The organism is Pseudarthrobacter enclensis, from assembly GCF_001457025.1.
In the GTDB taxonomy this organism is placed as follows: Bacteria; Actinomycetota; Actinomycetes; order Actinomycetales; family Micrococcaceae; genus Arthrobacter; species Arthrobacter enclensis.
Window position 1 is genome coordinate 398540 of record NZ_KQ758599.1, and the last position, 20822, is coordinate 419361.

Below are 20822 nucleotides of genomic sequence, written 5' to 3' on the forward strand. Positions count from 1 at the left end.
TAGAATGGGAAGCTGTTGCGCCACCCAACCCGGCGCAGCCCGTTAATGATGCAGATGATCAGGCCAGAAGGGCTTCCGGTGTCCACTTCCAGCGAGACCAGCACCACCCGTCCCCTCCGCGTCGCCATTGTGGGCGCTGGACCGGCCGGAGTTTATGCTGCGGATATCCTCACCAAGTCCAGCGGCGTGAAGGACGGCGACTTCGAGGTCAGCATCGACCTCTTCGAGGCGTACCCGGCCCCGTACGGCCTGATCCGCTATGGCGTCGCCCCGGACCACCCCCGCATCAAGGGCATCGTCAACGCGCTGCACAAAGTCCTGGACCGCGGCGACATCCGCTTCCTGGGCAACGTCACCTACGGCCGCGACCTCACCCTGCACGACTTCCGGGCCTTCTACGACGCGGTGATCTTCTCCACCGGCGCCGTCAAGGACGCGGACCTGGACATTCCGGGGATCACCCTGCAGGGCTCCTTCGGCGGCGCGGACTTCGTCTCCTGGTACGACGGCCACCCGGACGTGCCGCGGGAGTGGCCGCTGGAGGCCAAGGAGATCGCCGTGATCGGCAACGGCAACGTGGCCCTGGACGTGGCCCGCATGCTGGTCAAGCACCCCGAAGAACTCCTTACCACCGAAATCCCGGACAACGTCTACCAGGGGCTGAAGTCCTCGCCGGTCACCGACGTGCACGTCTTTGGCCGCCGCGGCCCGGCCCAGGTGAAGTTCACGCCGCTGGAGCTGCGCGAGCTGAGCCACATGAATGACGTGGACATCGTCCTGTACCCGGAGGACTTCGAATTCGACGACGCCTCGGATGAGGCCATCCGCAGCAACAACCAGACCAAGACCATGGTGAATACCCTGACCAACTGGCTGGTGGAGGAGCACGCCGAATCCGAGAACCCGTCCTCGCGCCGGCTGCACCTGCACTTCCTGCACAACCCGGTGGAAGTGCTCGACGACGGCACGGGCAAGGTGGGCGGCCTCAAGTTCGAACGCATGCAGCTGGACGGAACCGGCAACGCCAAGGGCACGGGGGAGTACGTCGAGTACCCGGTACAGGCGGTCTACCGGGCCATTGGATACCACGGCTCGGCACTGGACGAACTGGAATACGATGCCCGGCGCGGTGTCATCCCCAACGAGGGCGGGCGGGTGCTGGACGCCGGGGGGAAGCCCGTGCCGGGGATCTACGCCACGGGATGGATCAAGCGCGGCCCGGTGGGCCTCATCGGCCACACCAAGGGCGACGCCCTCGAAACCATCGGGTTCCTGCTGGAGGACCGGCTCACCCTGCCCCCGGCGCAGAACCCGGACCCGCAGGCCATCATCGACCTGCTGGAGGGACGCGGCATCGAATACACCACGTGGGAAGGCTGGAACAAGCTGGACGCCCACGAAGCCGGACTCGGGGCCGCCTGGACCGGGCCGGAGGGTCTGGACCATGTGGTCCGCGAGCGCATCAAGGTGGTTCCGCGCGAGGAAATGATCCGCATCTCGCGCGGCTGATCCGCCACTGCCGTCCACGGACCGGCCCGGGCTACAATGGCCAGCATCCCCTGGCCGGCGCGATGGCGCCGTGCCGCAGGCCGCACAGGAGTTCGATGAAGAACCTGACCCCGCCGGGAGCGTTGCAGCGCAGCGCCCTGGCCGCCCATGAATCGCTCGACGTCGGCGCTTTCGCCGAAGTCCGCGAGGTCCCGGGCCTGCGCTCCCTGATCCGCGAATCCTGGCTGCGTTCCGCGGGCTTCAAGGCCAACCCGGACAACCCTGCCGCACCCCTGGCGTTGGACCGGGACGAGCTGGAGGACTACCGGAACCGGCATCCGCTGGCCGCCATCATGCCCGTCATCACCAGGCTCCTGGTCCAGCCCAGCCACGACTCCGGCCTCCTGGTGGCGGTGGGCGACGAGGTGGGCCGCCTGCTCTGGGTGGACGGCGACCCCGCCCTGCAGCGCCGAGCCGAAGGCATGATGTTCGTGGCAGGCGCGGACTGGTCCGAGGCCACCGTGGGAACCAGCGCACCCGGAACCGCCCTGGCCCTGGGCCGCGGCATCCAGATCTCCGGCGCCGAGCACTACCAGCGGGCAGTCCACCCCTGGAGCTGCACCGCAGTCCCGTTCCACGATCCCGATTCCGGCGCGGTCCTGGGGGTCGTGGACATCACCGGCACGGACACGGCCGTGGCGCCGCATACCCTCTCGCTCGTGGAAGCCACCGTTGCCGCCGCCCAGGCGCAGCTGCGTGTGGAACGGCTGCAGCGCGCCGCGGAGCTCGCGTCAGGGCACGCGCGCCGCCGGGCACCGGCAACCGCCGCGGCGCCACACCGCACCGGCGCCGGGGAGGGCAGCCTTTACCGCGACAGCCTGCAGCTGCTGGGCCGGGACCAGGCATTGCTCAGCCTTGACGGCAGGACCGTGGTGCTCTCGGCCCGGCACAGCGAAATCCTGGCGCTGCTCAGCATCCACCCGGCGGGGCTCAGCGCCGACGAACTCAGCTCCCTGCTGTACCCCGGCGAGGGGTCCACCATCACCCTCCGCGCCGAGATGGTGCGCCTGCGCAAGGTCCTGCAGCAGCTCAACCCTGACGCCGTCCCGGGCTCGCGGCCCTACCGGCTGCCCGTGGACCTGGTGCCGGACAGCAGCCAGGTGCTCAGCTGCCTGCAGCGCGGCGCGCACCGCATCGCGCTGGAAATCTACCGGGGCGCGGTGCTGCCCCGGTCCGAGGCGCCGGGCATCGTCGAGCTCCGGGACAAGGTCTCCGGCCTGCTCCGCGAGGCAATCCTGACGGACGGCAGCGCCGAGTCCATGCTGAAGTTCGCCGCGCTGCCCGAGGCAAGGGACGACGTCGGAATCCGCCGCGCCGCGCTCCGCCTCCTGCCGCCGCGCTCACCCAAGCGGGCCGCCGTCGTCGCCGAACTGGAACGGCTGGAGGCCGAACTGGGCACCTAGGCTCGGGGTTGCAACCTGGCTGCAACCTGCCCGCTCCTACGCTGGCTGCATTGGCTGGATCCCATACGGGACAGCCCGCTGCACAGCAAAGGAGCTACGCAATGACCGTTTACGCACAGCCCGGAACCGACGGCTCGAAGGTCACCTTCAAGGACCGCTACGAAAACTGGATCGGCGGCGAATGGGTCGCCCCGGTCAAGGGCCAGTACTTCGAAAACATCACGCCCGTGACGGGGAAGGCGTTCTGCGAGGTTGCCCGCGGCACGGCGGAGGACATTGAGCTGGCGCTGGACGCCGCACACAAGGCGGCACCGTCCTGGGGCAAAACGTCCGTGGCGGAGCGGGCCGCGATCCTGAACAGGATCGCCGACCGCATCGACGAAAACCTCGAGATGCTCGCGGTTGCCGAAACGTGGGACAACGGCAAGCCAATCCGGGAGACCCTCAACGCGGATCTTCCGCTCGCCGCAGACCACTTCCGCTACTTCGCCTCCGCCGTCCGCGCCCAGGAAGGCTCGCTCTCGCAGCTCGACGAGGACACCACCGCCTACCACTTCCACGAGCCGCTCGGCGTCGTGGGCCAGATCATCCCGTGGAACTTCCCCATCCTGATGGCGGTCTGGAAGCTGGCCCCGGCGCTCGCCGCCGGCAACGCCGTGGTCCTGAAGCCGGCCGAACAGACGCCGTCCTCCATCCTGGTGCTGATGGAACTCATCGGCGACCTGCTCCCCGCCGGCGTGGTGAACGTGGTCAACGGCTTCGGCGTCGAGGCCGGCAAGCCGCTGGCGTCCAGTTCGCGGATCCGCAAGATTGCCTTCACCGGGGAAACCACCACCGGCCGGCTCATCAGCCAGTATGCGTCGAACAACCTCATTCCGGTCACCCTGGAGCTGGGTGGCAAGAGCCCCAACATCTTCTTCAACGATGTGGCCCAGGCCGACGACGCCTTCTATGACAAGGCCCAGGAAGGCTTTGCGCTGTTTGCCTTCAACCAGGGCGAAGTGTGCACCTGCCCGTCCCGCGCCCTGGTCCAGGAAGACATCTACGAGTCGTTCATGGCCGACGCCGTGGCCAGGGTGGAGAAGATGGTGCAGGGCAACCCGCTGGACACCGAAACGCAGGTGGGGGCGCAGGCGTCGAACGACCAGCTCGAGAAGATCCTTTCCTACATCGACATTGGAAAGCAGGAGGGCGCCAAGGTGCTCACCGGCGGGGCCCGTGCCGAGCTGCCCGGCGACCTGGCCGGCGGCTTCTACGTCCAGCCCACGGTCTTCGAGGGGCACAACAGGATGCGGATCTTCCAGGAGGAAATCTTCGGTCCCGTCGTGGCGGTGACGAAGTTCAGCGACTACGACGACGCCATGGGCATCGCCAATGACACCCTGTATGGCCTGGGCGCCGGCGTCTGGTCCCGCAACGGCAACGTCGCCTACCGCGCCGGCCGCGAAATCCAGGCCGGCCGAGTCTGGGTCAACAACTACCACGCCTACCCGGCCGGGGCCGCGTTCGGCGGCTACAAGTCCTCAGGCATCGGACGCGAAAACCACGCGATGATGCTGGACCACTACCAGCAGACCAAGAACCTGCTGGTCAGCTACAACGAAAACAAACTGGGCTTCTTCTAGGCCCGTCCATCGCTCCATCAACGCAAGGATCGCCAATGACGACGACAATGCAAGCAGCAGTAGTGGAAAAATTCGGCACCGACCTGCAGGTCCGCAGCCTGCCCATCCCCACCCCGGGGCCGGGTGAGGCCCTGGTCAAGGTCCTCACCACCGGCGTCTGCCACACGGACCTGCACGCCGCCGAGGGCGACTGGCCGGTCAAGCCGGCTCCGCCCTTCGTGCCCGGCCATGAGGGCGTGGGTGAAGTGGTGGCCCTCGGCGACGGCGTCACCGGCCTCGCCGTGGGCGACCTGGTGGGCAACGCCTGGCTGTGGTCCGCCTGCGGCACTTGCCAGTACTGCGGCTCCGGCTGGGAAACCCTGTGCGAGGCGCAGAAGAACGGCGGCTACAGCGTGGACGGGTCCTTCGGCGAGTACATGCTCGTCGATGCCCGTTTCGCCGCCCGCATACCGGCGGGATCCGACCCCGTCGAGGTGGCGCCGGTGCTGTGCGCCGGCGTCACCGTCTACAAGGGACTGAAGATGACGGAGGCGAAGCCGGGCCAGTGGGTCACCATCTCCGGCATCGGCGGCCTGGGCCACATCGCCGTGCAGTACGCCGTGGCCATGGGCCTGCGTGTTGCCGCCGTGGACATCGCGGACGACAAGCTGGCCCTTGCCAGGGCGCACGGCGCTGAACTGACCGTCAACGCCCTGCACGAGGACCCGGCGGAAGTCATCCAGCGGGAAACTGGAGGGTGCCATGGTGTCCTGGTCACGGCGGTGCACCCGTCAGCGTTCGGCCAGGCCATCGGCATGGCGCGCCGCGGCGGCACCATCGTGTTCAATGGCCTGCCGCCGGGGGACTTTCCCGCCCCGATCTTCGACATCGTGCTCAAGGGCCTCACGGTCCGCGGCTCCATCGTGGGCACCCGGCAGGACATGGAGGAAGCGCTGGATTTCTACGCCCGGGGGAAGATCCATCCCACCGTCTCCGTCCGGGAGCTCTCCGAGGTCAACGCCGTGTTCGACGAGATGAAGCATGCCAAGATCGACGGCCGCGTGGTCCTGAGGTTCTGATGGCGCCGGACAGCCTGGCGGCTGCAGTGACGCTGCCCGGGGAGGACTTCTCCCGGGTGGCGCTCACCGCCGCCGCCGCGGACCTGCTGCGTGTCCTGTGGCGGCGGCACGGTCCGCTGATGTTCCACCAGTCCGGCGGCTGCTGCGACGGGTCCGCACCCATGTGCTACCCCGCAGGGGACTTCCAGACCGGCGACTCGGACATCCTGCTGGGCCTGTTCGACCTGTCGGAGGGGCTCGAACCGCAGCCGCTGGAGTTCTGGATGTCCCGCGAGCAGTTCGCCTACTGGAGCCACACCCACCTGACCGTCGATGTGGTGGCAGGGCGGGGGAGCGGCTTCTCGGTGGAAGCGCCGGAAGGCAAGCGGTTCCTGATCCGCTCCACCCTCATGGACTGGCCGGGCTAGCCTTCCCGCAGGTCAGGGGCTTGGCCACGGTATTCAGTCCGAACGCCCCCGGGGCACTCCGCTGGAGGGCCCCGGGGGCGTTCTGCTGCACAAAATTCTGTGGAACGGCACAAGGCCCGCCAAACCGCTGTCTCATGATATGAGACGATTGTGGCCGTCCAGTGGATGGACACTAAGGTTGACAGGTCTGTTTCCATCACACATCAGGATTGTGATCCCTATGAACCTTCTCCGGACAAAATCCATCGAGCAGTCCATTGCGGACGCCGATGAACCCGGACGCAAGCTCAAGCGTTCCCTCAGCACCTGGGACCTGATGATCATGGGCGTTGCCGTTGCTGTCGGCGCCGGCATCTTCTCCGTGGGTGCCAAGGCTGCCGCCAACTTTGCCGGCCCCGCCGTGACCCTCTCCTTCGCCATCGCCGCCGTGACCTGCGCGCTGGCCATCATGTGCTACGCCGAGTTTGCCACCGCCATCCCGGTGGCCGGCTCCGCCTACGTGTTCACCTACGCCACCATGGGTGAGCTTCTTGCCTGGATCATCGGCTGGAACCTCATCCTGGAGCTCTTCACCGCGGCGGCCGTGATCGCCAAGTACTGGGGCATCTACCTCAGCAAGGTGTTCGCGCTGATGGGCGCCGACATTCCGGCGGCCCTGACCATCGGGGGCGTGGACCTTTACTGGGGCGCCTTCCTCATCGTGGCCATCTTCACCGTGCTGCTGGTGCTGGGCACCAAGCTCTCGGCCCGCGTGGGCAACGTCTTCACCCTGATCAAGATCGGCGTTGTGCTGTTCGTGATCGTGGTTGGCTTCACCTACGTCAAGGTCGAGAACTACGCGCCGTTCGTCCCGGCGGCCGAGCCCACCGGCGGCACCGGAACCGCCGATGTCCTCAAGCAGTCCTTCTTCGGCTTCCTGACCGGCGCCGCGCCGGCCCAGTACGGCACCCTGGGCATCTTCGCCGGTGCCGCGCTGGTGTTCTTCGCCTTCATCGGCTTCGACGTGGTGGCCACCTCCGCGGAGGAAGTGAAGAACCCCCAGAAAACCCTGCCCCGCGGCATCTTCGGCGGCCTGGCGCTGGTGACCCTGCTGTACATCCTGGTTTCGCTGGCCCTGACCGGCATGGTCTCCTACACCCAGCTGGCCGAGGCGGAGAACCCCACTCTGACCACGGCCTTCGAAGCCGTCGGAGACACCTCAGCAGCAAAGATCATCGCGTTCGGCTCGCTGATTGGCCTGACCACCGTGATCATGGTGCTGCTGATGGGCCTGTCCCGCGTGGTCCTGGCCATGAGCCGCGACGGCCTGCTGCCCCGCGCGCTCTCGCGGACCAGCGACAAGCACGCCACCCCGGCCCGCCTGCAGATCATCTGCGGCACCGCTGTGGCCCTGGTGGCGGGCCTGACCAATGTTGACCTGCTCGAGGAAATGATCAACATCGGCACCCTGTCCGCGTTCGTGGTGGTGAGCCTGGGCATCCTGGTGCTGCGCAGGAAGCGCCCAGACCTCAAGCCCGCCTTCCGCGTGCCGTTCGGCAAGGTCCTCCCGGTCCTCTCCGCCGTGCTCTGCCTCTACCTGATGACCAACCTCGCGGTGGAGACCTGGATCTTCTTCGCGATCTGGCTGGCCATCGGCCTGGCGATCTACTTTGCCTACGGCCAGCGGCACTCCCGCCTCAACGAGCGGTTCAGTGCCGCGAACGCCGCGGTGAACGGTTCCGCACCCGCCTCCTCCGGTGCTGCTGCCGGCAAGCCCGACGGCGACGACGAGTACACGCGAGCCTGACCTGCCACGCTGAATGCCCGCCCGGACCCGCTCCGGGCGGGCATTCGCGTGTCCGGCCGCTGGGCAACCCGCTCATAGGATGGAAGCATGGCACGCCCCACCCGACCTGAACGCAAGACCGAACTGCTGGGCGCCATCCTGGACTACCTCATGGACAAGACCCTGGCGGAACTGACCTTCCGCAGCCTGGCCGACGGACTGGGCATGAGCTCCTACGTGCTGGTGTACCACTTCGGCAGCAGGGACCAGCTGATCAACGACATTGTGGTGTCCATCGAATCCCGGCTGGACAGCATGCGCGACACCGATGTGCGGGACATCGACCGCGCGGCGTGGCGGCAGTTCCTGCTGGATTCCTGGCGGTGGACCATGGCCCAGCGCAACCGGCACCTGACCCGGCTGGAGTTTGAAGCGACAGCCCAGGACATCGTGGCGGCCGAACCGCGCGGGACGTCCCAGGAGCATTTCCGGAAGCTGCACCACCAGACCCGGGACTGGCTGATGGTGCAGGGCGTCCCGGAGGAGTTCGCCGATACGGACGCCCGGCTTTTTACTTCCACCTTTTACGGGCTGCAGTTCGACTTCGTGGTGATGAATGAACCCGAGGCCGCCACCAAGGCCTTCGAGCTGATGCTGGCCGTCTTCTTCAACAACCTTGAAACGCGGTTGGCGAACGCCGGGCAGTAGCGTCAGGGGGCCGCGTACCGGCCCACCCATTCGACCAGGGGGCGCAGGGCCCGCCACCTGCCGGCGATTTCCTCCCCGGCGGCTGCAGTGGACACCCAGTCCGGGCGTCCCAGCTCGACGCCCGCTGACAGCGACTTGTGCTTGAGTAACTCTGCGCGCGGATGGGTGCGGTCGAACCCCCGCGGCACCGTCTTGAGCTTTTCTCCGCCGACATTGAAGCCTGCGGCCGCCAGTGCATCCACGATGTCCTGCAGGGCAGCTCCGCTGGCTGACGCGTCCGCCGCGGCACGGTAGCGCCCCAGCTGGGCAGGCGTGTGGGAATGGTAGCCGCCGCCCAGCAGGAGCCCGTCGGCACTGACCTGGAGGTAGAACCCCACGCCTTCCTGCCGTGTGGCGAACGCACCCTGGGCCGTCTTGTACGGGGATTTGTCTGGCGAGAACCGGACGTCCCGGTAGGGTCGGAACAGCTTGGCGGGCCCGAACTCCGGTTCCAGGCCGGCCAGGAGCGCCGCCAGTGGCTCCCGGACCGCGGACTCGTAGGTGCCTTTGTGCTCCAGCCACCACTCCCGGGTGTTGTTGTTTTCAAGCTCCCCGTAGAAGAGGAAGGCCTCCTGGGGAATGCCGGCAAAAGTGTTCATGTACGGAGCCTAGGACCGCGCCGCCCGGGCGGACCAGGGCCGTGCCGGCTATGTGCAAAACCGCCGGCAGGGCCGCGGCGCAACGGACCCGTATGGCACAAAAGACAGCACCCCGCCGCGGCCAGGCCGCGACGGGGTGCTTGCCTGCGGGAAGCCGGAGCTCCCCGAGGCGGGTCTTAGTACTTGGTGGCCGCTTCCGCGTCGGACTCCGGCTGGCCGGCGCCCAGGTTGGCGCGCAGCTTGGCGCCGAGCTCGGCGTCGACGTTGGTCCAGTACTGGATGGCCCGTTCTTTGATGTCCGAGCGCTTCACGCCGCCCACTGCACCGGTGATGGTCTCGAGGAAGCGTGCCTTGGCGGCTTCGTCGTAGACCTCGCGGTACAGGGTGCCAGCCTGGACAAAGTCGCCGTCTTCAGCGTGGAGGGAGTGCGCGGCGAGGGTCAGCTCGCCGTCGTTCTCCCAACCGCCGGCCGGGTTCTGCGGCTCAACGGCAGCCGGGCCGCCGAAGGTGTTGGGTGCATACACCGGAACCGACGGGGCGTTGAACAGGTAACGTCCGGCGCCGTCCTGGCTGTAGTTGTTGACCTGGTTCTTGGGCTGGTTCACCGGGATCTGGGCGTGGTTGGTACCCACGCGGTAGCGGTGCGCGTCCGCGTAGGAGAAAATGCGGGCCTGCAGCATCTTGTCCGGGGAAGCGGCGATGCCCGGAACGAAGTTCGAGGGCGCGAAGGTGGCCTGCTCGATCTGCGCGAAGTAGTTCTCCGGGTTCCGGTTCAGCTCCATGGTGCCGACCTTGATCAGCGGGTAGTCCGCGTGCGGCCAGACCTTGGTCAGGTCGAACGGGTTGAAGCGGTAGGTCTTGGCATCCTCGTACGGCATGACCTGGACGTGCAGGTCCCAGGAGGGCAGGTTGCCGGCTTCGATGTTCTCGTGCAGGTCGCGAATGTAGAAGTCGGCGTCGGAGCCGGCCAGTGCTTCAGCCTGCTCGCCCGTCATGTTCTTCACGCCCTGGTTGGAGTGGAAGTGGTACTTGACCCAGAAGCGCTCGCCCTCGGCGTTGATCCACTGGTAGGTGTGCGAGCCGTAGCCCTGCATTTCACGCCAGGAGGCGGGCAGGCCGCGGTCACCCATCAGCCAGGTGACCTGGTGTGCGGACTCGGGGGACAGGGTCCAGAAGTCCCACTGCATGTCGGCGTCGCGCAGGTGCGTGCCGGGCAGGCGCTTCTGGGAGTGGATGAAGTCCGGGAACTTGATGCCGTCGCGGATGAAGAACACCGGGGTGTTGTTGCCCACGAGGTCGTAGTTGCCCTCGGAGGTGTAGAACTTGACCGCGAAACCGCGCGGGTCGCGCCAGGTGTCCGGGGAACCGTTCTCGCCGGCAACCGAGGAGAAGCGGATCAGCATCTCGGTTTCCGCGCCCGGCTGCAGGAACGCGGCCTTGGTGTACTTGGACACGTCCTCGGTGGCCTTGAAGGTGCCGAATGCGCCGCCGCCCTTGGCGTGCACTACGCGCTCCGGAACCCGCTCGCGGTTGAACTGGGCGAGCTTTTCGACCAGGTAGTGGTCGGTCAGGATGATGGCACCGTCGGCACCAACTGACTTCGAGTGGGCATCGGAAGTTACCGGCGCGCCAGACTGGGTCGTCGAAATGGCAGTCATTGTTCTCCTATTTCTCTTTCATCTGTAGGGGAGGATTGGAAGTCTTTTGTTGGGACTGCTGGCAGTCCTGGCAGATGCCCTGGTACATGACATCGGCGATCTGGATGGTCATCGGCTTGGACTTTTCGTCCCAGTGCGGGGTCAGGCACGGGGCGTGGCCCACGGCGCAGTCCACATCCTCCACGCGCCCGCAGCTGATGCAGATGGCGTGGTGGTGGTTATCGTCCACCCGCGTTTCATACAGGGCGGGGGAGTGGGGAGGCTCGAACCGGCGGAGCATGTGCAGGTCCGTCAGGTCTCCGAGCACCACGTACACGGACTGGGCCGTCAGTTCCGGAAGCTCGGCGCGGGCTGCAGCCAGGATGCTTTCGGCGGGGGAATGGGGGTGGCGTTCGACGGCGGCGAGTACAGCGAGCCGCTGCTTGGTCACCCTGCGGCCGTGGGCGCGCAGGGCTGCAGCCCAAGCGTCCTGGCCGTCAAAGTGTTCCGTCATGGAACCCATTAGACCACTTATTTTGACTGTCTCACAATAAGGTCTGGCTTAGTTTCGTTCCGTGGCGCCAAAGCCAGGCGCGGAAGTGCCCGGCCACTAGGGTTGCAGGGTGGGGAAACTGCTGGCCGACATCACACCGCTGCGCGAAAGCCCGGCATTCCGCCGGCTCTGGTTGGGCTCGGCGGTATCCGCCGTCGGCAGCCAGCTCACCCTGGTGGCGGTCAGCCTGGAGGTCTACCGGCTGACCCAGGACAGCTTCTACGTGGGGCTGCTGGGCATCTTCGCGCTGGTTCCCCTGGTGATCGGCGGCCTGCTGGGCGGTTCCATCGCCGACTCCCACGACCGCCGCAGGGTGGCCCTGCTGGCTACTTCGGTGCTGTGGCTGACCACGGGTTTCATCGCACTGCAGTCCTGGCTGAATGTGGGCAGCGTCTGGGTGCTCTACCTGCTGGTGGCCCTGCAGAGCGGCGCGCAGGCCATCAACCAGCCCGCGCGCAGCGCCATCATCCCCATGCTCATCCGCAAGGAACTGCTGCCCGCCGCGAACGCGCTCAGCATGCTGGTGTTCGGCCTGGCCATGACCGCAGGCCCGCTGCTGGCCGGCGTCCTGGTGGCCTGGCTCGGCTTCGGCTGGACCTACACCATCGACTTCCTGAGCTTCGCCTTCGTCCTGTGGGCCGTGTACCGCCTGCCGCCGCTGGCCCCGACGGGTGCCCGCGGGAAAGCCGGCATCAGGTCCGTCACTGAGGGCTTCCGGTTCCTGGGAACCCGGCCGAACCTGCGGATGACCTTCGTCATCGACCTGGTGGCCATGGTGCTGGCCCAGCCCCGCGCGCTGCTTCCGGCCGTCGCCGCCCTCATGATCGGCGGCGGCGAAGCCACCGTCGGCGTGCTCCTCGCCTGCACCGCGGTCGGCGCGTTCCTCGCCGGGCTGTTCTCGGGTCCGCTGGGGTCGGTCCGCAGGCAAGGGGCCGCCGTCGTCGTGTCCGTCATGGGGTGGGGTGCGTCGATCGCTGCGTTCGGACTGGTGGTGGTGCTCGCCGGCGGGGACGGTGGCGGGACCGCCTTGCCCTGGCTGCTGCCCGCTGCCCTCTGCTGCGTCCTGGCCGGCGTTGCCGACTCGATCAGCAGCGTTTTCCGCAACACCATCCTGCAGGCCGCCACCCCGGACCATTTGCGCGGCAGGCTCCAGGGGGTGTTCATCGTGGTGGTGGCAGGCGGGCCGCGGGTGGGCGACCTGCTGGCCGGAGGCGCGACTAAGATCGTCAGTGAGGGCTGGGTCCTGTTGTTCGGCGGGCTGCTCTGCATCGCGGGAGCCTGGATTGCCGCCGCCCTGCAGCCGGGTTTCCGCAGGTACGACGCCCGGAACCCCACGCCCCAGCGGGGCGTTCCTTGGACAGGGAGGAAAAGTGCACAACCATCACAACGGACTGAAGACGGCAGCCCTGTTCGGTGTCCTGTGGGCGGTCCTGCTGGCCCTCGGCGCCCTGATCGGGGCCGGGACGCGCAGTTCCGCGCCCATCTGGATCATGGCGCTGATCGGCGTGGGAACCACGTTCTACGGCTACTGGAACAGCGACAAGATCGCCATCCGCTCCATGCAGGCTTTTGAGGTCTCCGAAGCTCAGGCGCCACAGCTGTACCAGATCGTCCGCGAGCTCTCGGCCCGGGCCAACCAGCCGATGCCGCGGATCTATGTCTCGCCCACCATGAACCCCAACGCATTCGCCACCGGCCGGAACCCGCAAAATGCGGCGGTCTGCTGCACCGAGGGCATTCTGCAGCTGCTGGACGCCCGCGAACTCCGGGGAGTCCTGGGCCACGAACTCATGCACGTCTATAACCGTGACATCCTCACCTCGTCCGTGGCTGCCGCCGTCGCGGGTGTGATCACCTCGGTGGGGCAGATGCTGCTGATCTTTGGCGGCGGGGACCGGCGGAACACGAACCCGCTGGCCATGATCGCCATGGCGCTGCTGGCGCCGTTCGCGGCGTCCCTGATCCAGATGGCCATCTCGCGGACCAGGGAGTACGACGCCGACGAGGACGGTTCGCAGCTCACGGGAGACCCGCTGGCGCTCGCCTCGGCCCTGGCCAAGATTGAGCGCGGCGTCTCCATCGCCCCGTTGCCGCAGGACCAGCGGCTGGTCAACGCCTCGCACCTGATGATCGCCAACCCGTTCCGCGGCGGAGCGATGAACAAACTCTTTGCCACCCATCCGCCCATGCGGGACCGCATCGCCCGGCTGGAACGGATGGCCGGCCGGCCCCTGCAATAGCCAGGGACCGCCGTCGGACGCCCGTCCGGGACGCGCAACTGCTCAGACGCGCAAATTCGCCCATGACCCGCAAAAAGGCTGGCGCACCGTGGATTTGAGGTGCGCCAGCCTCTGTGCGTGTCATCCAATTTTTCGCGCGCCGAGAACGACGGCGGCGGAGAACTAACTGCGGAAGTTGACGAACTGCAGGTCGGCTTCCTCGAAGTCCTTGAGCAGGGCCATGGTGGCCTGCAGGTCGTCACGGGACTTGGAGGTGACGCGCAGTTCGTCGCCCTGGATCTGGGACTTGACGGACTTGGGAGCCTCGTCACGGATGATCTTGTTGATCTTCTTGGCCAGGTCCTGCGCGATGCCTTCCTTGATGGAGGCTTCCAGCCGGTATTCCTTGCCGGAGGCGTACGGCTCGCCTTCGTCCAGGGACTTCAGCGAGATGCCGCGCTTGATCAGCTTGGACTGGAAGACGTCCAGGACGGCCTTGACGCGTTCCTCGGAGTTGGCCTTCATAAGGATCTTCTCGCCGCTGAAGTCGATCTCGGCGCCGACGCCCTTGAAGTCGTAGCGCTGGGCGATTTCCTTCTGGGCCTGGTTCAGCGCGTTGGCCACTTCCTGCTTGTCCACTTTGCTTACGACGTCGAACGTTGACTCGCCTGCCATGACTCTCCTTGTTCCGGTGGTGCCCTGCGCGTGGGCGGGGCGTTGATCGCTGCATTCCAGACTAGTACGGATGCCCCGGCTGGTGGAGGTGGAGGATTCACAGTTCCCTCTCAGCGGACACCCCGGGGGAACGAAGGATGGCTGGGGAGAGTTGTACCAGCCGTACAGCAGTTGGAAGGAACACCATGCACCGTCAGGCCGCCCGCTACGTCGCCAAAACCACCTCGGCAGCAGCAGGGGCTGTGGCCACGGCGGCCAGTTCCGTAGCGGCGGCGGCCGTGGCGGCCTCCATCATCTTCACGCCGGTGGCCGACGCTTCCTCCCGTATGGAAGGGATCAGCGAGGACCTGTTGCGGGCCGTCCAGCTCAACCAGATCACCGAGGAGCAGGCCATCAAATTCGAGGCGCGGCTGGCCGGCAGGATCCTCGGCCAGGGCTGAGCCGCCACGGATTTTCCCCGCCGTTCCGGGGTTTTCGGCGCCCCCGGAGGCCCGATTCGATTCTTAGGCGGAAGTTCTGTAAAGTTGTCTTGCCCGCGGTTACTGGAAGCGGAACGGAACGGACTGGAAACAGAACGGAACGTCCTGCAGACTGCATCGGCGGGTACTTCTTTTGAAGTTCGGCAGATTACCCGAGCGGCCAAAGGGGGCTGACTGTAAATCAGCTGGCAACGCCTACGGGGGTTCGAATCCCTCATCTGCCACCCAAGGAAAAGCCTCCGGAACCACCAGGTTCCGGAGGCTTTTTCGTGCCCGGACAGCATCTGCGGGCCCCTTCCGGACAGGCTGCTGCGCGCCGTCGACACGGCAAGGGGCCGGGCGTAATGTGGCAGCATCGGCGCACGTGCCCCGATGCCCTGCGTCGATATTCATCGATGAAGGAGGATTCAATGAGTGCTGTACGCGAATTCATGACCACTGATGCGCGGTGCATCAGGGAAAACGAGTCCCTCGTGGAAGCGGCCCGGCTGATGCGGGACCTGGACTGCGGCGCACTCCCCATCTGTGGAGACGACGGCAGGCTCAAAGGCATGATTACGGACCGTGACATTGTGCTCAAGTGCGTTGCCGCCGGACGGAATCCCGGCGACATGATGGCGCGCGACCTGGCATCCGGCACGCCGCACTGGATCGACGCCGACGCCAACGTTGACGCTGCCATCGACATGATGGAGCAGCACCAGGTGCGCAGGCTGCCCGTGATCGCCGACCACAAACTGGTGGGCATCATCAGCCAGGGCGACATTGCCAGGAACTACTCCGAGCAGCGCGTGGGCGAGATGGTGGAACACATCTCCGAACGCCACGGCGTGTAGCACGCCGCCGCATCATGGCCTTGTCCGCGGATCCCCGCCGTGAGGGTGCGGATCCGCGGACAAGCTTCTGACGCACGCGTCCTAGTTCAGGGCAATCAAGAGCATCTGGCTGGTGCCCGGGATGCAGGTCTGCAGGATGGCCCGCGGGAAGCCGCCAAAGACGGCAATGACATCGTTGGTGGTTCCCGGGTTGGGCACCTGCCCACGGGCGGTGACCTTGTACGTTCCGTAGCCGGGGATGCTCACCGTTTCCCCCACGCCGATCCCCGAGAACCGGGCCCAGCCGCCGCAGAAGTCGTGTTCGGTGATGAACAGCGAGTATCCGTCGTTGGGCGTGTAGTGGATGGGGCCGATGCAGGCGTCCACCATGGACTGGCCTCCTGCGCCCGCCACGTAGATCGTCCGGACCGCCGGGGCGGCAGGGGCGGCGGGGGCCGGCGCCGCCACAGGTGCCGGGGCGGGGGCCGGGGCCGGGGCCGCGGGCACCTGGTTGGCGGCCGGCGCGGCAGGAGCCGGTGCCGCAACTGCCACCGGGGGGCCGGTAAGGACCAGCGTCTGGCCGGGATGGATGATGCTGTAGGCACCCAGGCCGTTGGCCGCCAGCATGGCATTCATGTCCACGCCGAACCGGGCCGCGATGGCCCCCACCGTATCGCCGGCGGCCACGGTATACAGGTTGGAGTCAGGCGCGGGTGCAGGCGCGGGCGCCGGTTCCGGGGCGGGAACGGCGGGAGCTGGTTCCGCGGGTGCCGGTTCCGCGGGGGCGGGCTCATTGCCGGCGGGCTCGGCCGCGTCGGCTGCCGCGCTGGCCGGGCCTGCGTCGGCTGGGCCTGCGTCGGCCGGGGCCTGAGGGGCCTCGGGGGCCGGAGCCGGCCGGGCGGCAGCTGCCGCGACCTGCCCGGCGGAGCTTTGGTCCGGGATGCTGCCCTGGCCGACCGGCGAGGACGGCCCGGCCAGGGCGCCCACGCCGACGGCGGCAACGACGGCGGCGGTGGCCATGCCGGCCCACAGCCTGTTGCTGATGGCGGGGCGGCCGGGCGTGATGCCGGCCCGGGGTTCGTCGGTGGCGAAGCTCCTGCTGGCAGGGTCTGTGGTGAGATCTGCGCCGTCGGTTTCGGCGCTGGCGTAAGGCTGGTTCATGGTGGACCGTCCGGGTAGGCTCCCGCCGCCTGGAGCCGCCGGGCCGCGGGTGCCGGCAGTCCAGCTGCGGCAGGCGGCGCCGGCTGCATTAACCCTGTTGTTGGTGCGCCCGCGGCGGGAAGAATCAGGATGTGGCGCACTGCCGCTCCCGTCAGCCGGGAACCGCGAGGGGCGCGCGGATGAAGCCGGCCGCATACCCAGAAAATACGGAGGCTTCGCGTGGAGGCGGAATGCCCGGGGAGCCGGCCCGGGAACCCGCCGGTGCGTGGTTCTGTCCTAGGAATCCCGAGTCTAGGAAGAGCCTGAACAGCCCGGCATCAGTAGCAATTACCCGAATTTCCAGGCCCGGTACTTGGCCGCCGCCGGGTGGCCTACTCAGTCGGCGGGGCGCCCATACTTGGCCCCCACAGGCTTACAGCGGGCGGTTTTCCCGGAGTTCGGCGATCTCCCGGCGGAGCGCTGAAATCTCGGCCACGAGCTCCGCCACCTCCGCGCGGACGGGCTCCTCGACGGCTTCGGCGACGGTTTCGGCCGTGTCCTCGACCCTCTGTACCAGCCAGGAGGCGATGGACGCGGTGACAACGCCCAGGACGGCGATGCCGCTCATCATCAGGGCGGCGGCCACCATCCGGCCGATGGGGGTGACCGGGTAAAGGTCTCCGTAGCCCACGGTGGTGATGGTGGTGATGGCCCACCACAGGGCGTCGCCGAAGGTGACGATTTTCGCCTCGGGCGCGGACTGCTCCACATCCAGGACGGCCAGGGCCCCGACGAACACCAGCAGCGCCGCCGACCCGGCCACGTAGGTGACCACCCGGCCCCGCAGTGTTTCACCGATGGTGCGGTGCAGGATGGACAGCAGCGTGACCAGACGGAGCAGGCGCAGCGGCCGGAAGAAAGGCAGGGCGACGATGAGCAGCTCATGGAGGTTCCGGATAAACCACTCACGGCGGCGGGTGGCCAGCCACAGGTTTGCGCCGTAGTCGATGGCGAACACGATCCAGGTGGCCCACATGACCGCTTCCAGCCAGCTTGCCGCGCTGCCCTCAACCCGGCCGATCACCTGCCAGGCGTAGGCTGCCAGGAAGATGAGCGCCGTGCCCATCAGCGGCCACTCCGCCAGGTCCCGGTAGCGTTGCTGCGTCATGCTGGAAATCCTACGTGCATGGCCGGTTCCCGGAACCTGCTCCGGCCTGCCCGGGCGTAAGTTACCAGCGGGTAACATGGGGGCATGCACCTGCTCCTGAGGACCTTGCTCCTGCTCTTCCGTTCCGCGCGGCGCCGTCCGCTGACTGTCTGGGACAGCGCGTCCCTTCCCCTGCGGGTCCTGCCCACGGACATCGACATCGCGATGCACGTCAACAACGGCATGTACCTGTCCCTGATGGACCTTGGCCGGTTCGACCTGATGGTGCGCAGCGGCGTGTGGAAGCGCATGCGGCGGCGCGGCTGGGGTCCGGTGGTGGCGGCAGAGACCATCTCGTTCCGCAAGTCCCTCCAGCTCTGGCAGGAATACACCATCGAAACCCGCGTCATCGGGCTGGATGCCAAGGCGATCTTCTTCGAGCAGCGGATGGTGGCCGACGGCGAGATCTACGCACGTGCCTACATCGCCACCCGCCTGGTCACCAAGACAGGGCCGGTCAGCCAGGAACAGATCCTGGCCGAGTTCGGCGCTCCTCCCGCAGACCTGGTGCTGCCCGCCTGGATCCACGACTGGCGCGAGGCCGGCCAGTTGCCCGGCGCCCGGACCCCGGCCCCGCACGCCTGGCCTTAGGTGGCAGGCGTGCCTGTTCCGGCAAGGAGCCGGGCTGCCCCTGGCAGGCTAGGCGCCGACGTCGCGCCGCTCCAGGGCGACGGCGGCAAGCGCCACGAGTGCCGCGGACAGGCCCCACAGCCAACCGGCCGCAGCCCAGTCCGCACCGTTGGCCACGGGTGAGTTGCCGTAGGCCCAGTGGTAGGGACTGAGGCTGAGCAGCCAGTCCACGTCAGGGCTTTGCCGGCCGACGGCGTTGAAGACATATCCCAGGACCGCCACGGCCGCACCGGCCGCGAGCCCGTACGTCCGGCGTCCCGTCACCGCGCCCAGGCACAGGGCCGCCGAGCCGCTCAGCAGGCCCAGCCCGGAAAACAGCACCACGGCCCCGAAGAGGTTCCCTGCATCGATGTCCAGCTGTGACGGCCCGTTCAGCAGCGAGATGACCACGAAGACGAGGGCGGCCAGCAGCAGGACCCGCAGCAGCAGCGCCAGCGCCCGTTCCAGGACCACCTGAACGCGCCGCACCCCGTGCGCGAGGGTGAGCTCCAGCTGCCCGGACTCCTCATCGCCGCCCACGGCCGCAGCGCCCCAGGCCACCGTGGCGATGCTCAGGAGGAGGAAACCTATCAGGCCGAACAGGGTTGCCTGCGTGTAGCCCGGCCCGGAGGCGATCTGGTCATAGTTCAGGGCCCGGGTCATCTCCGCCGGCAGGGCGTTGACCATCTCCTGCATCTGCTCGCTGCCGCCGATGGACGGGTACAGGGGCAGGTACAGGAACGCTGCCGCGGCCAGCCCGGCGGCCCAGGCGAGGGTGGACCGCCATGAGTCCACGAATGCCCGCCGGAACAGCGGAAGGCGGGTGCGCACCGGCTGCCTCACCGGACTCCCTCCCCGGGCCCGGCGTACATCTTCAGCACCGATTCCTCCAGGTCCGGTTCCTCCAGCACCAAGTCCGTCAGCTCAAGCCGCCCCAGCGCCTGGAGGAGGGGCTGGATGGGGCCCTCCAGGACCGCGGACAGCGTGACCGTGCCGTTGGACTCCAGCACCTCGACGTTCCCGGCCCCGGGCACCGTACCGAGCAGCGCCACGGCGTCGGCCGCTGCTGTGCCGGTGGCCGTGAAGCGCAGGTGCCGCACGGCGCCCTCGCGGAGCCCGGCCACGGACTCGACGGCGATGATGCGGCCGCCGCGGAGGATGGCCACGGTGTCAGCGGTCTGCTGCACCTCGCTGAGGACGTGGGAGCTGAGGAACACCGTCTGGCCCCGCTGGCGGGCCTCGCGCAGCATGCTGTGGAACTCCTGCTGGACCAGCGGGTCCAGTCCGCTGGTGGGCTCGTCCAGGACCAGGAGTTCGGGCTGGTGCATGAAGGCCTGGACCAGCCCGAGCTTTTGCTTGTTGCCCTTGGACAGCTTGCGGGTGTGCCGGTCCAGGTCCAGTCCCAGCCGCTGGGCCAGTTCGTCGATCCTGCCGGGCGGCACCGGCCCGCTGATGGCCTGGTAGTGGGAGAGCAGCTTGCGTCCGGTCACCCTGCCCTCCAGGAACAGCTCTCCGGGGAGGTAACCGATGCGCCGCCGGAGTTCGGGCCCGCCGGTCCTGGGGTCCACGCCCAGCACCCGCACCTCGCCGCCGGTGGGGCGGATGATGTCCAGGAGGCAGCGCATGGTGGTGGTCTTCCCGGCGGCGTTGGGCCCGATGACGCCGAAGACGCTGCCGGCCTGCACCTCGAAGTCCACGCCATGCAGGACTTCGCGGCGGCCGAAGCTCTTGGTCAGGGACCGCGCCGAAACAGCGATGGCCATGTGCTCTCCTGGATGCCGCACCGGGACTGTTGACCATAGGGTAGGCCGCCCCGGCGCCGGTGTATATGCACCCGGCCGGGTTATTCCCAATGACGCGGGGAGCGAACAGCGGCCTGCAGGGGCGCCATCACGCGTACCGTTGTTCCATGGCTACCCTTGACATCACAGGTGAACAGTTCGCATCCACGATCGAAGGCAACGACATTGTCCTGGTCGATTTCTGGGCAGAGTGGTGCGGCCCCTGCAAACAGTTCGGCCCCACGTACTCGGCGGTTTCCGAGAAGCACCCCGACGTCCTGTTCACCAAGGTGGACACCGAAGCCGAGCAGCAGCTGGCGGCGGAAGCGGGCATCACATCCATTCCCACGCTGATGGCTTTCCGTGAAAAGGTCCTGGTGTTTTCCCAGCCCGGCGCGCTGAACGCCCAGCAGCTGGAACAGGTGGTGGACGCGGTCAAGGCCCTTGACATGGAGGAAGTCCACGCCCATGTGGCCAAGCAGCGCGAAGAGGCTGCCGCCAAGTCCTCCGGCACGCAGGACGGCTCGCAGATCCCGGACCTGTAAACGGCTTAAA

20 protein-coding genes, 1 tRNA gene and 1 pseudogene are annotated in these 20822 nt (G+C 67.5%); 14 read left to right on the top strand and 8 right to left on the bottom strand.

Annotated elements, in window-relative coordinates; genetic code table 11:
* Positions 1-78: 78 nt before the first annotated feature.
* From AS031_RS01750 to AS031_RS01780, 7 genes are all read left to right on the top strand, one after another.
* A complete protein-coding gene (locus tag AS031_RS01750) occupies positions 79-1509 on the top strand; it encodes an FAD-dependent oxidoreductase (RefSeq protein ID WP_058266946.1) in 1431 nt (476 codons plus the stop codon).
* A gap of 95 nt (positions 1510-1604) precedes the next feature.
* Complete coding sequence (locus AS031_RS01755; protein ID WP_058266419.1) at positions 1605-2951, top strand: GAF domain-containing protein; 1347 nt, start codon at positions 1605-1607, stop codon at positions 2949-2951.
* A gap of 101 nt (positions 2952-3052) precedes the next feature.
* Positions 3053-4576, top strand: a complete 1524-nt coding sequence (gene exaC, locus AS031_RS01760; RefSeq protein ID WP_058266420.1) for an acetaldehyde dehydrogenase ExaC — start codon at positions 3053-3055, stop codon at positions 4574-4576.
* A 35-nt stretch (positions 4577-4611) separates the two neighbouring features.
* Positions 4612-5634: an alcohol dehydrogenase AdhP gene (gene adhP, locus AS031_RS01765; protein WP_176716491.1), complete on the top strand. Its 1023-nt coding sequence runs from the start codon at positions 4612-4614 to the stop codon at positions 5632-5634.
* Positions 5634-6041, top strand: coding sequence for a DUF779 domain-containing protein (locus AS031_RS01770; RefSeq protein ID WP_058266422.1), 408 nt, complete (start codon positions 5634-5636; stop codon positions 6039-6041). Before adhP ends, AS031_RS01770 begins: the two co-directional genes overlap by 1 nt.
* A 220-nt stretch (positions 6042-6261) precedes the next feature.
* Positions 6262-7827 carry an amino acid permease gene (locus AS031_RS01775; protein ID WP_058266423.1) on the top strand — a complete coding sequence of 522 codons (1566 nt, stop codon included), beginning with the start codon at positions 6262-6264 and terminating at the stop codon, positions 7825-7827.
* Positions 7828-7914: 87 nt separating this feature from the next.
* The gene (locus tag AS031_RS01780; protein WP_058266424.1) at positions 7915-8514 is read left to right on the top strand and encodes a TetR/AcrR family transcriptional regulator; all 600 of its coding nucleotides are present in this window, start codon (positions 7915-7917) and stop codon (positions 8512-8514) included.
* Between the two features lie 2 nt (positions 8515-8516).
* Here the strand turns inward: AS031_RS01780 and AS031_RS01785 are convergent, their stop codons facing one another.
* The 3 genes from AS031_RS01785 to AS031_RS01795 form a co-directional block, all read right to left on the bottom strand.
* Entirely contained in the window at positions 8517-9152 is a 636-nt protein-coding gene (locus AS031_RS01785) for a DUF2461 domain-containing protein (protein ID WP_058266425.1), read from the bottom strand.
* 176 nt (positions 9153-9328) lie between these two features.
* Positions 9329-10810: a catalase gene (locus AS031_RS01790; protein ID WP_058266426.1), complete on the bottom strand. Its 1482-nt coding sequence runs from the start codon at positions 10808-10810 to the stop codon at positions 9329-9331.
* Between the two features lie 7 nt (positions 10811-10817).
* Entirely contained in the window at positions 10818-11303 is a 486-nt protein-coding gene (locus AS031_RS01795) for a Fur family transcriptional regulator (protein WP_058266947.1), read from the bottom strand.
* 109 nt (positions 11304-11412) lie between these two features.
* Here AS031_RS01795 and AS031_RS01800 point away from each other — a divergent pair.
* Positions 11413-12681, top strand: a pseudogene (locus AS031_RS01800) (MFS transporter); the annotation flags it as partial.
* A gap of 31 nt (positions 12682-12712) precedes the next feature.
* Positions 12713-13582, top strand: coding sequence for a zinc metalloprotease HtpX (gene htpX, locus AS031_RS01805; RefSeq protein ID WP_058266427.1), 870 nt, complete (start codon positions 12713-12715; stop codon positions 13580-13582).
* 162 nt (positions 13583-13744) lie between these two features.
* Here the strand turns inward: htpX and AS031_RS01810 are convergent, their stop codons facing one another.
* Positions 13745-14236, bottom strand: coding sequence for a YajQ family cyclic di-GMP-binding protein (locus AS031_RS01810; protein WP_058266428.1), 492 nt, complete (start codon positions 14234-14236; stop codon positions 13745-13747).
* A gap of 185 nt (positions 14237-14421) precedes the next feature.
* Between AS031_RS01810 and AS031_RS01815 the strand changes: the two genes are divergently transcribed.
* The 3 genes from AS031_RS01815 to AS031_RS01825 all read left to right on the top strand — a co-directional run bounded on the left by AS031_RS01815 (position 14422) and on the right by AS031_RS01825 (position 15551).
* Positions 14422-14676: a hypothetical protein gene (locus tag AS031_RS01815; protein WP_058266429.1), complete on the top strand. Its 255-nt coding sequence runs from the start codon at positions 14422-14424 to the stop codon at positions 14674-14676.
* Between the two features lie 181 nt (positions 14677-14857).
* A tRNA-Tyr gene (locus tag AS031_RS01820) sits at positions 14858-14939 on the top strand.
* A 186-nt stretch (positions 14940-15125) separates the two neighbouring features.
* Complete coding sequence (locus AS031_RS01825) at positions 15126-15551, top strand: CBS domain-containing protein (RefSeq protein WP_058266430.1); 426 nt, start codon at positions 15126-15128, stop codon at positions 15549-15551.
* 81 nt (positions 15552-15632) lie between these two features.
* Here AS031_RS01825 and AS031_RS01830 read toward each other — a convergent pair whose 3' ends face one another.
* Together AS031_RS01830 and AS031_RS01835 are read right to left on the bottom strand one after the other, a co-directional pair.
* The gene (locus AS031_RS01830) at positions 15633-16691 is read right to left on the bottom strand and encodes a LysM peptidoglycan-binding domain-containing protein (RefSeq protein WP_058266431.1); all 1059 of its coding nucleotides are present in this window, start codon (positions 16689-16691) and stop codon (positions 15633-15635) included.
* A 412-nt stretch (positions 16692-17103) separates the two neighbouring features.
* A complete protein-coding gene (locus AS031_RS01835; RefSeq protein ID WP_058266432.1) occupies positions 17104-17838 on the bottom strand; it encodes a potassium channel family protein in 735 nt (244 codons plus the stop codon).
* Between the two features lie 84 nt (positions 17839-17922).
* Here AS031_RS01835 and AS031_RS01840 point away from each other — a divergent pair, with 84 nt between their 5' ends.
* Positions 17923-18468, top strand: coding sequence for an acyl-CoA thioesterase (locus AS031_RS01840; protein WP_058266433.1), 546 nt, complete (start codon positions 17923-17925; stop codon positions 18466-18468).
* Positions 18469-18516: 48 nt separating this feature from the next.
* Here AS031_RS01840 and AS031_RS01845 read toward each other — a convergent pair whose 3' ends face one another.
* Both AS031_RS01845 and AS031_RS01850 read right to left on the bottom strand, forming a co-directional pair.
* The gene (locus tag AS031_RS01845) at positions 18517-19329 is read right to left on the bottom strand and encodes an ABC transporter permease subunit (protein ID WP_371325968.1); all 813 of its coding nucleotides are present in this window, start codon (positions 19327-19329) and stop codon (positions 18517-18519) included.
* On the bottom strand, positions 19326-20249 hold the full coding sequence (locus tag AS031_RS01850) for an ABC transporter ATP-binding protein (protein WP_058266434.1): 924 nt from the start codon (positions 20247-20249) through the stop codon (positions 19326-19328). The genes AS031_RS01845 and AS031_RS01850 overlap by 4 nt, the downstream gene beginning before the upstream one ends.
* Before the next feature lie 146 nt (positions 20250-20395).
* On the opposite strand from AS031_RS01850, the gene AS031_RS01855 reads away from it, so the two are divergent.
* Positions 20396-20812, top strand: coding sequence for a thioredoxin family protein (locus AS031_RS01855; RefSeq protein ID WP_058266435.1), 417 nt, complete (start codon positions 20396-20398; stop codon positions 20810-20812).
* Positions 20813-20822 lie beyond the last annotated feature (10 nt).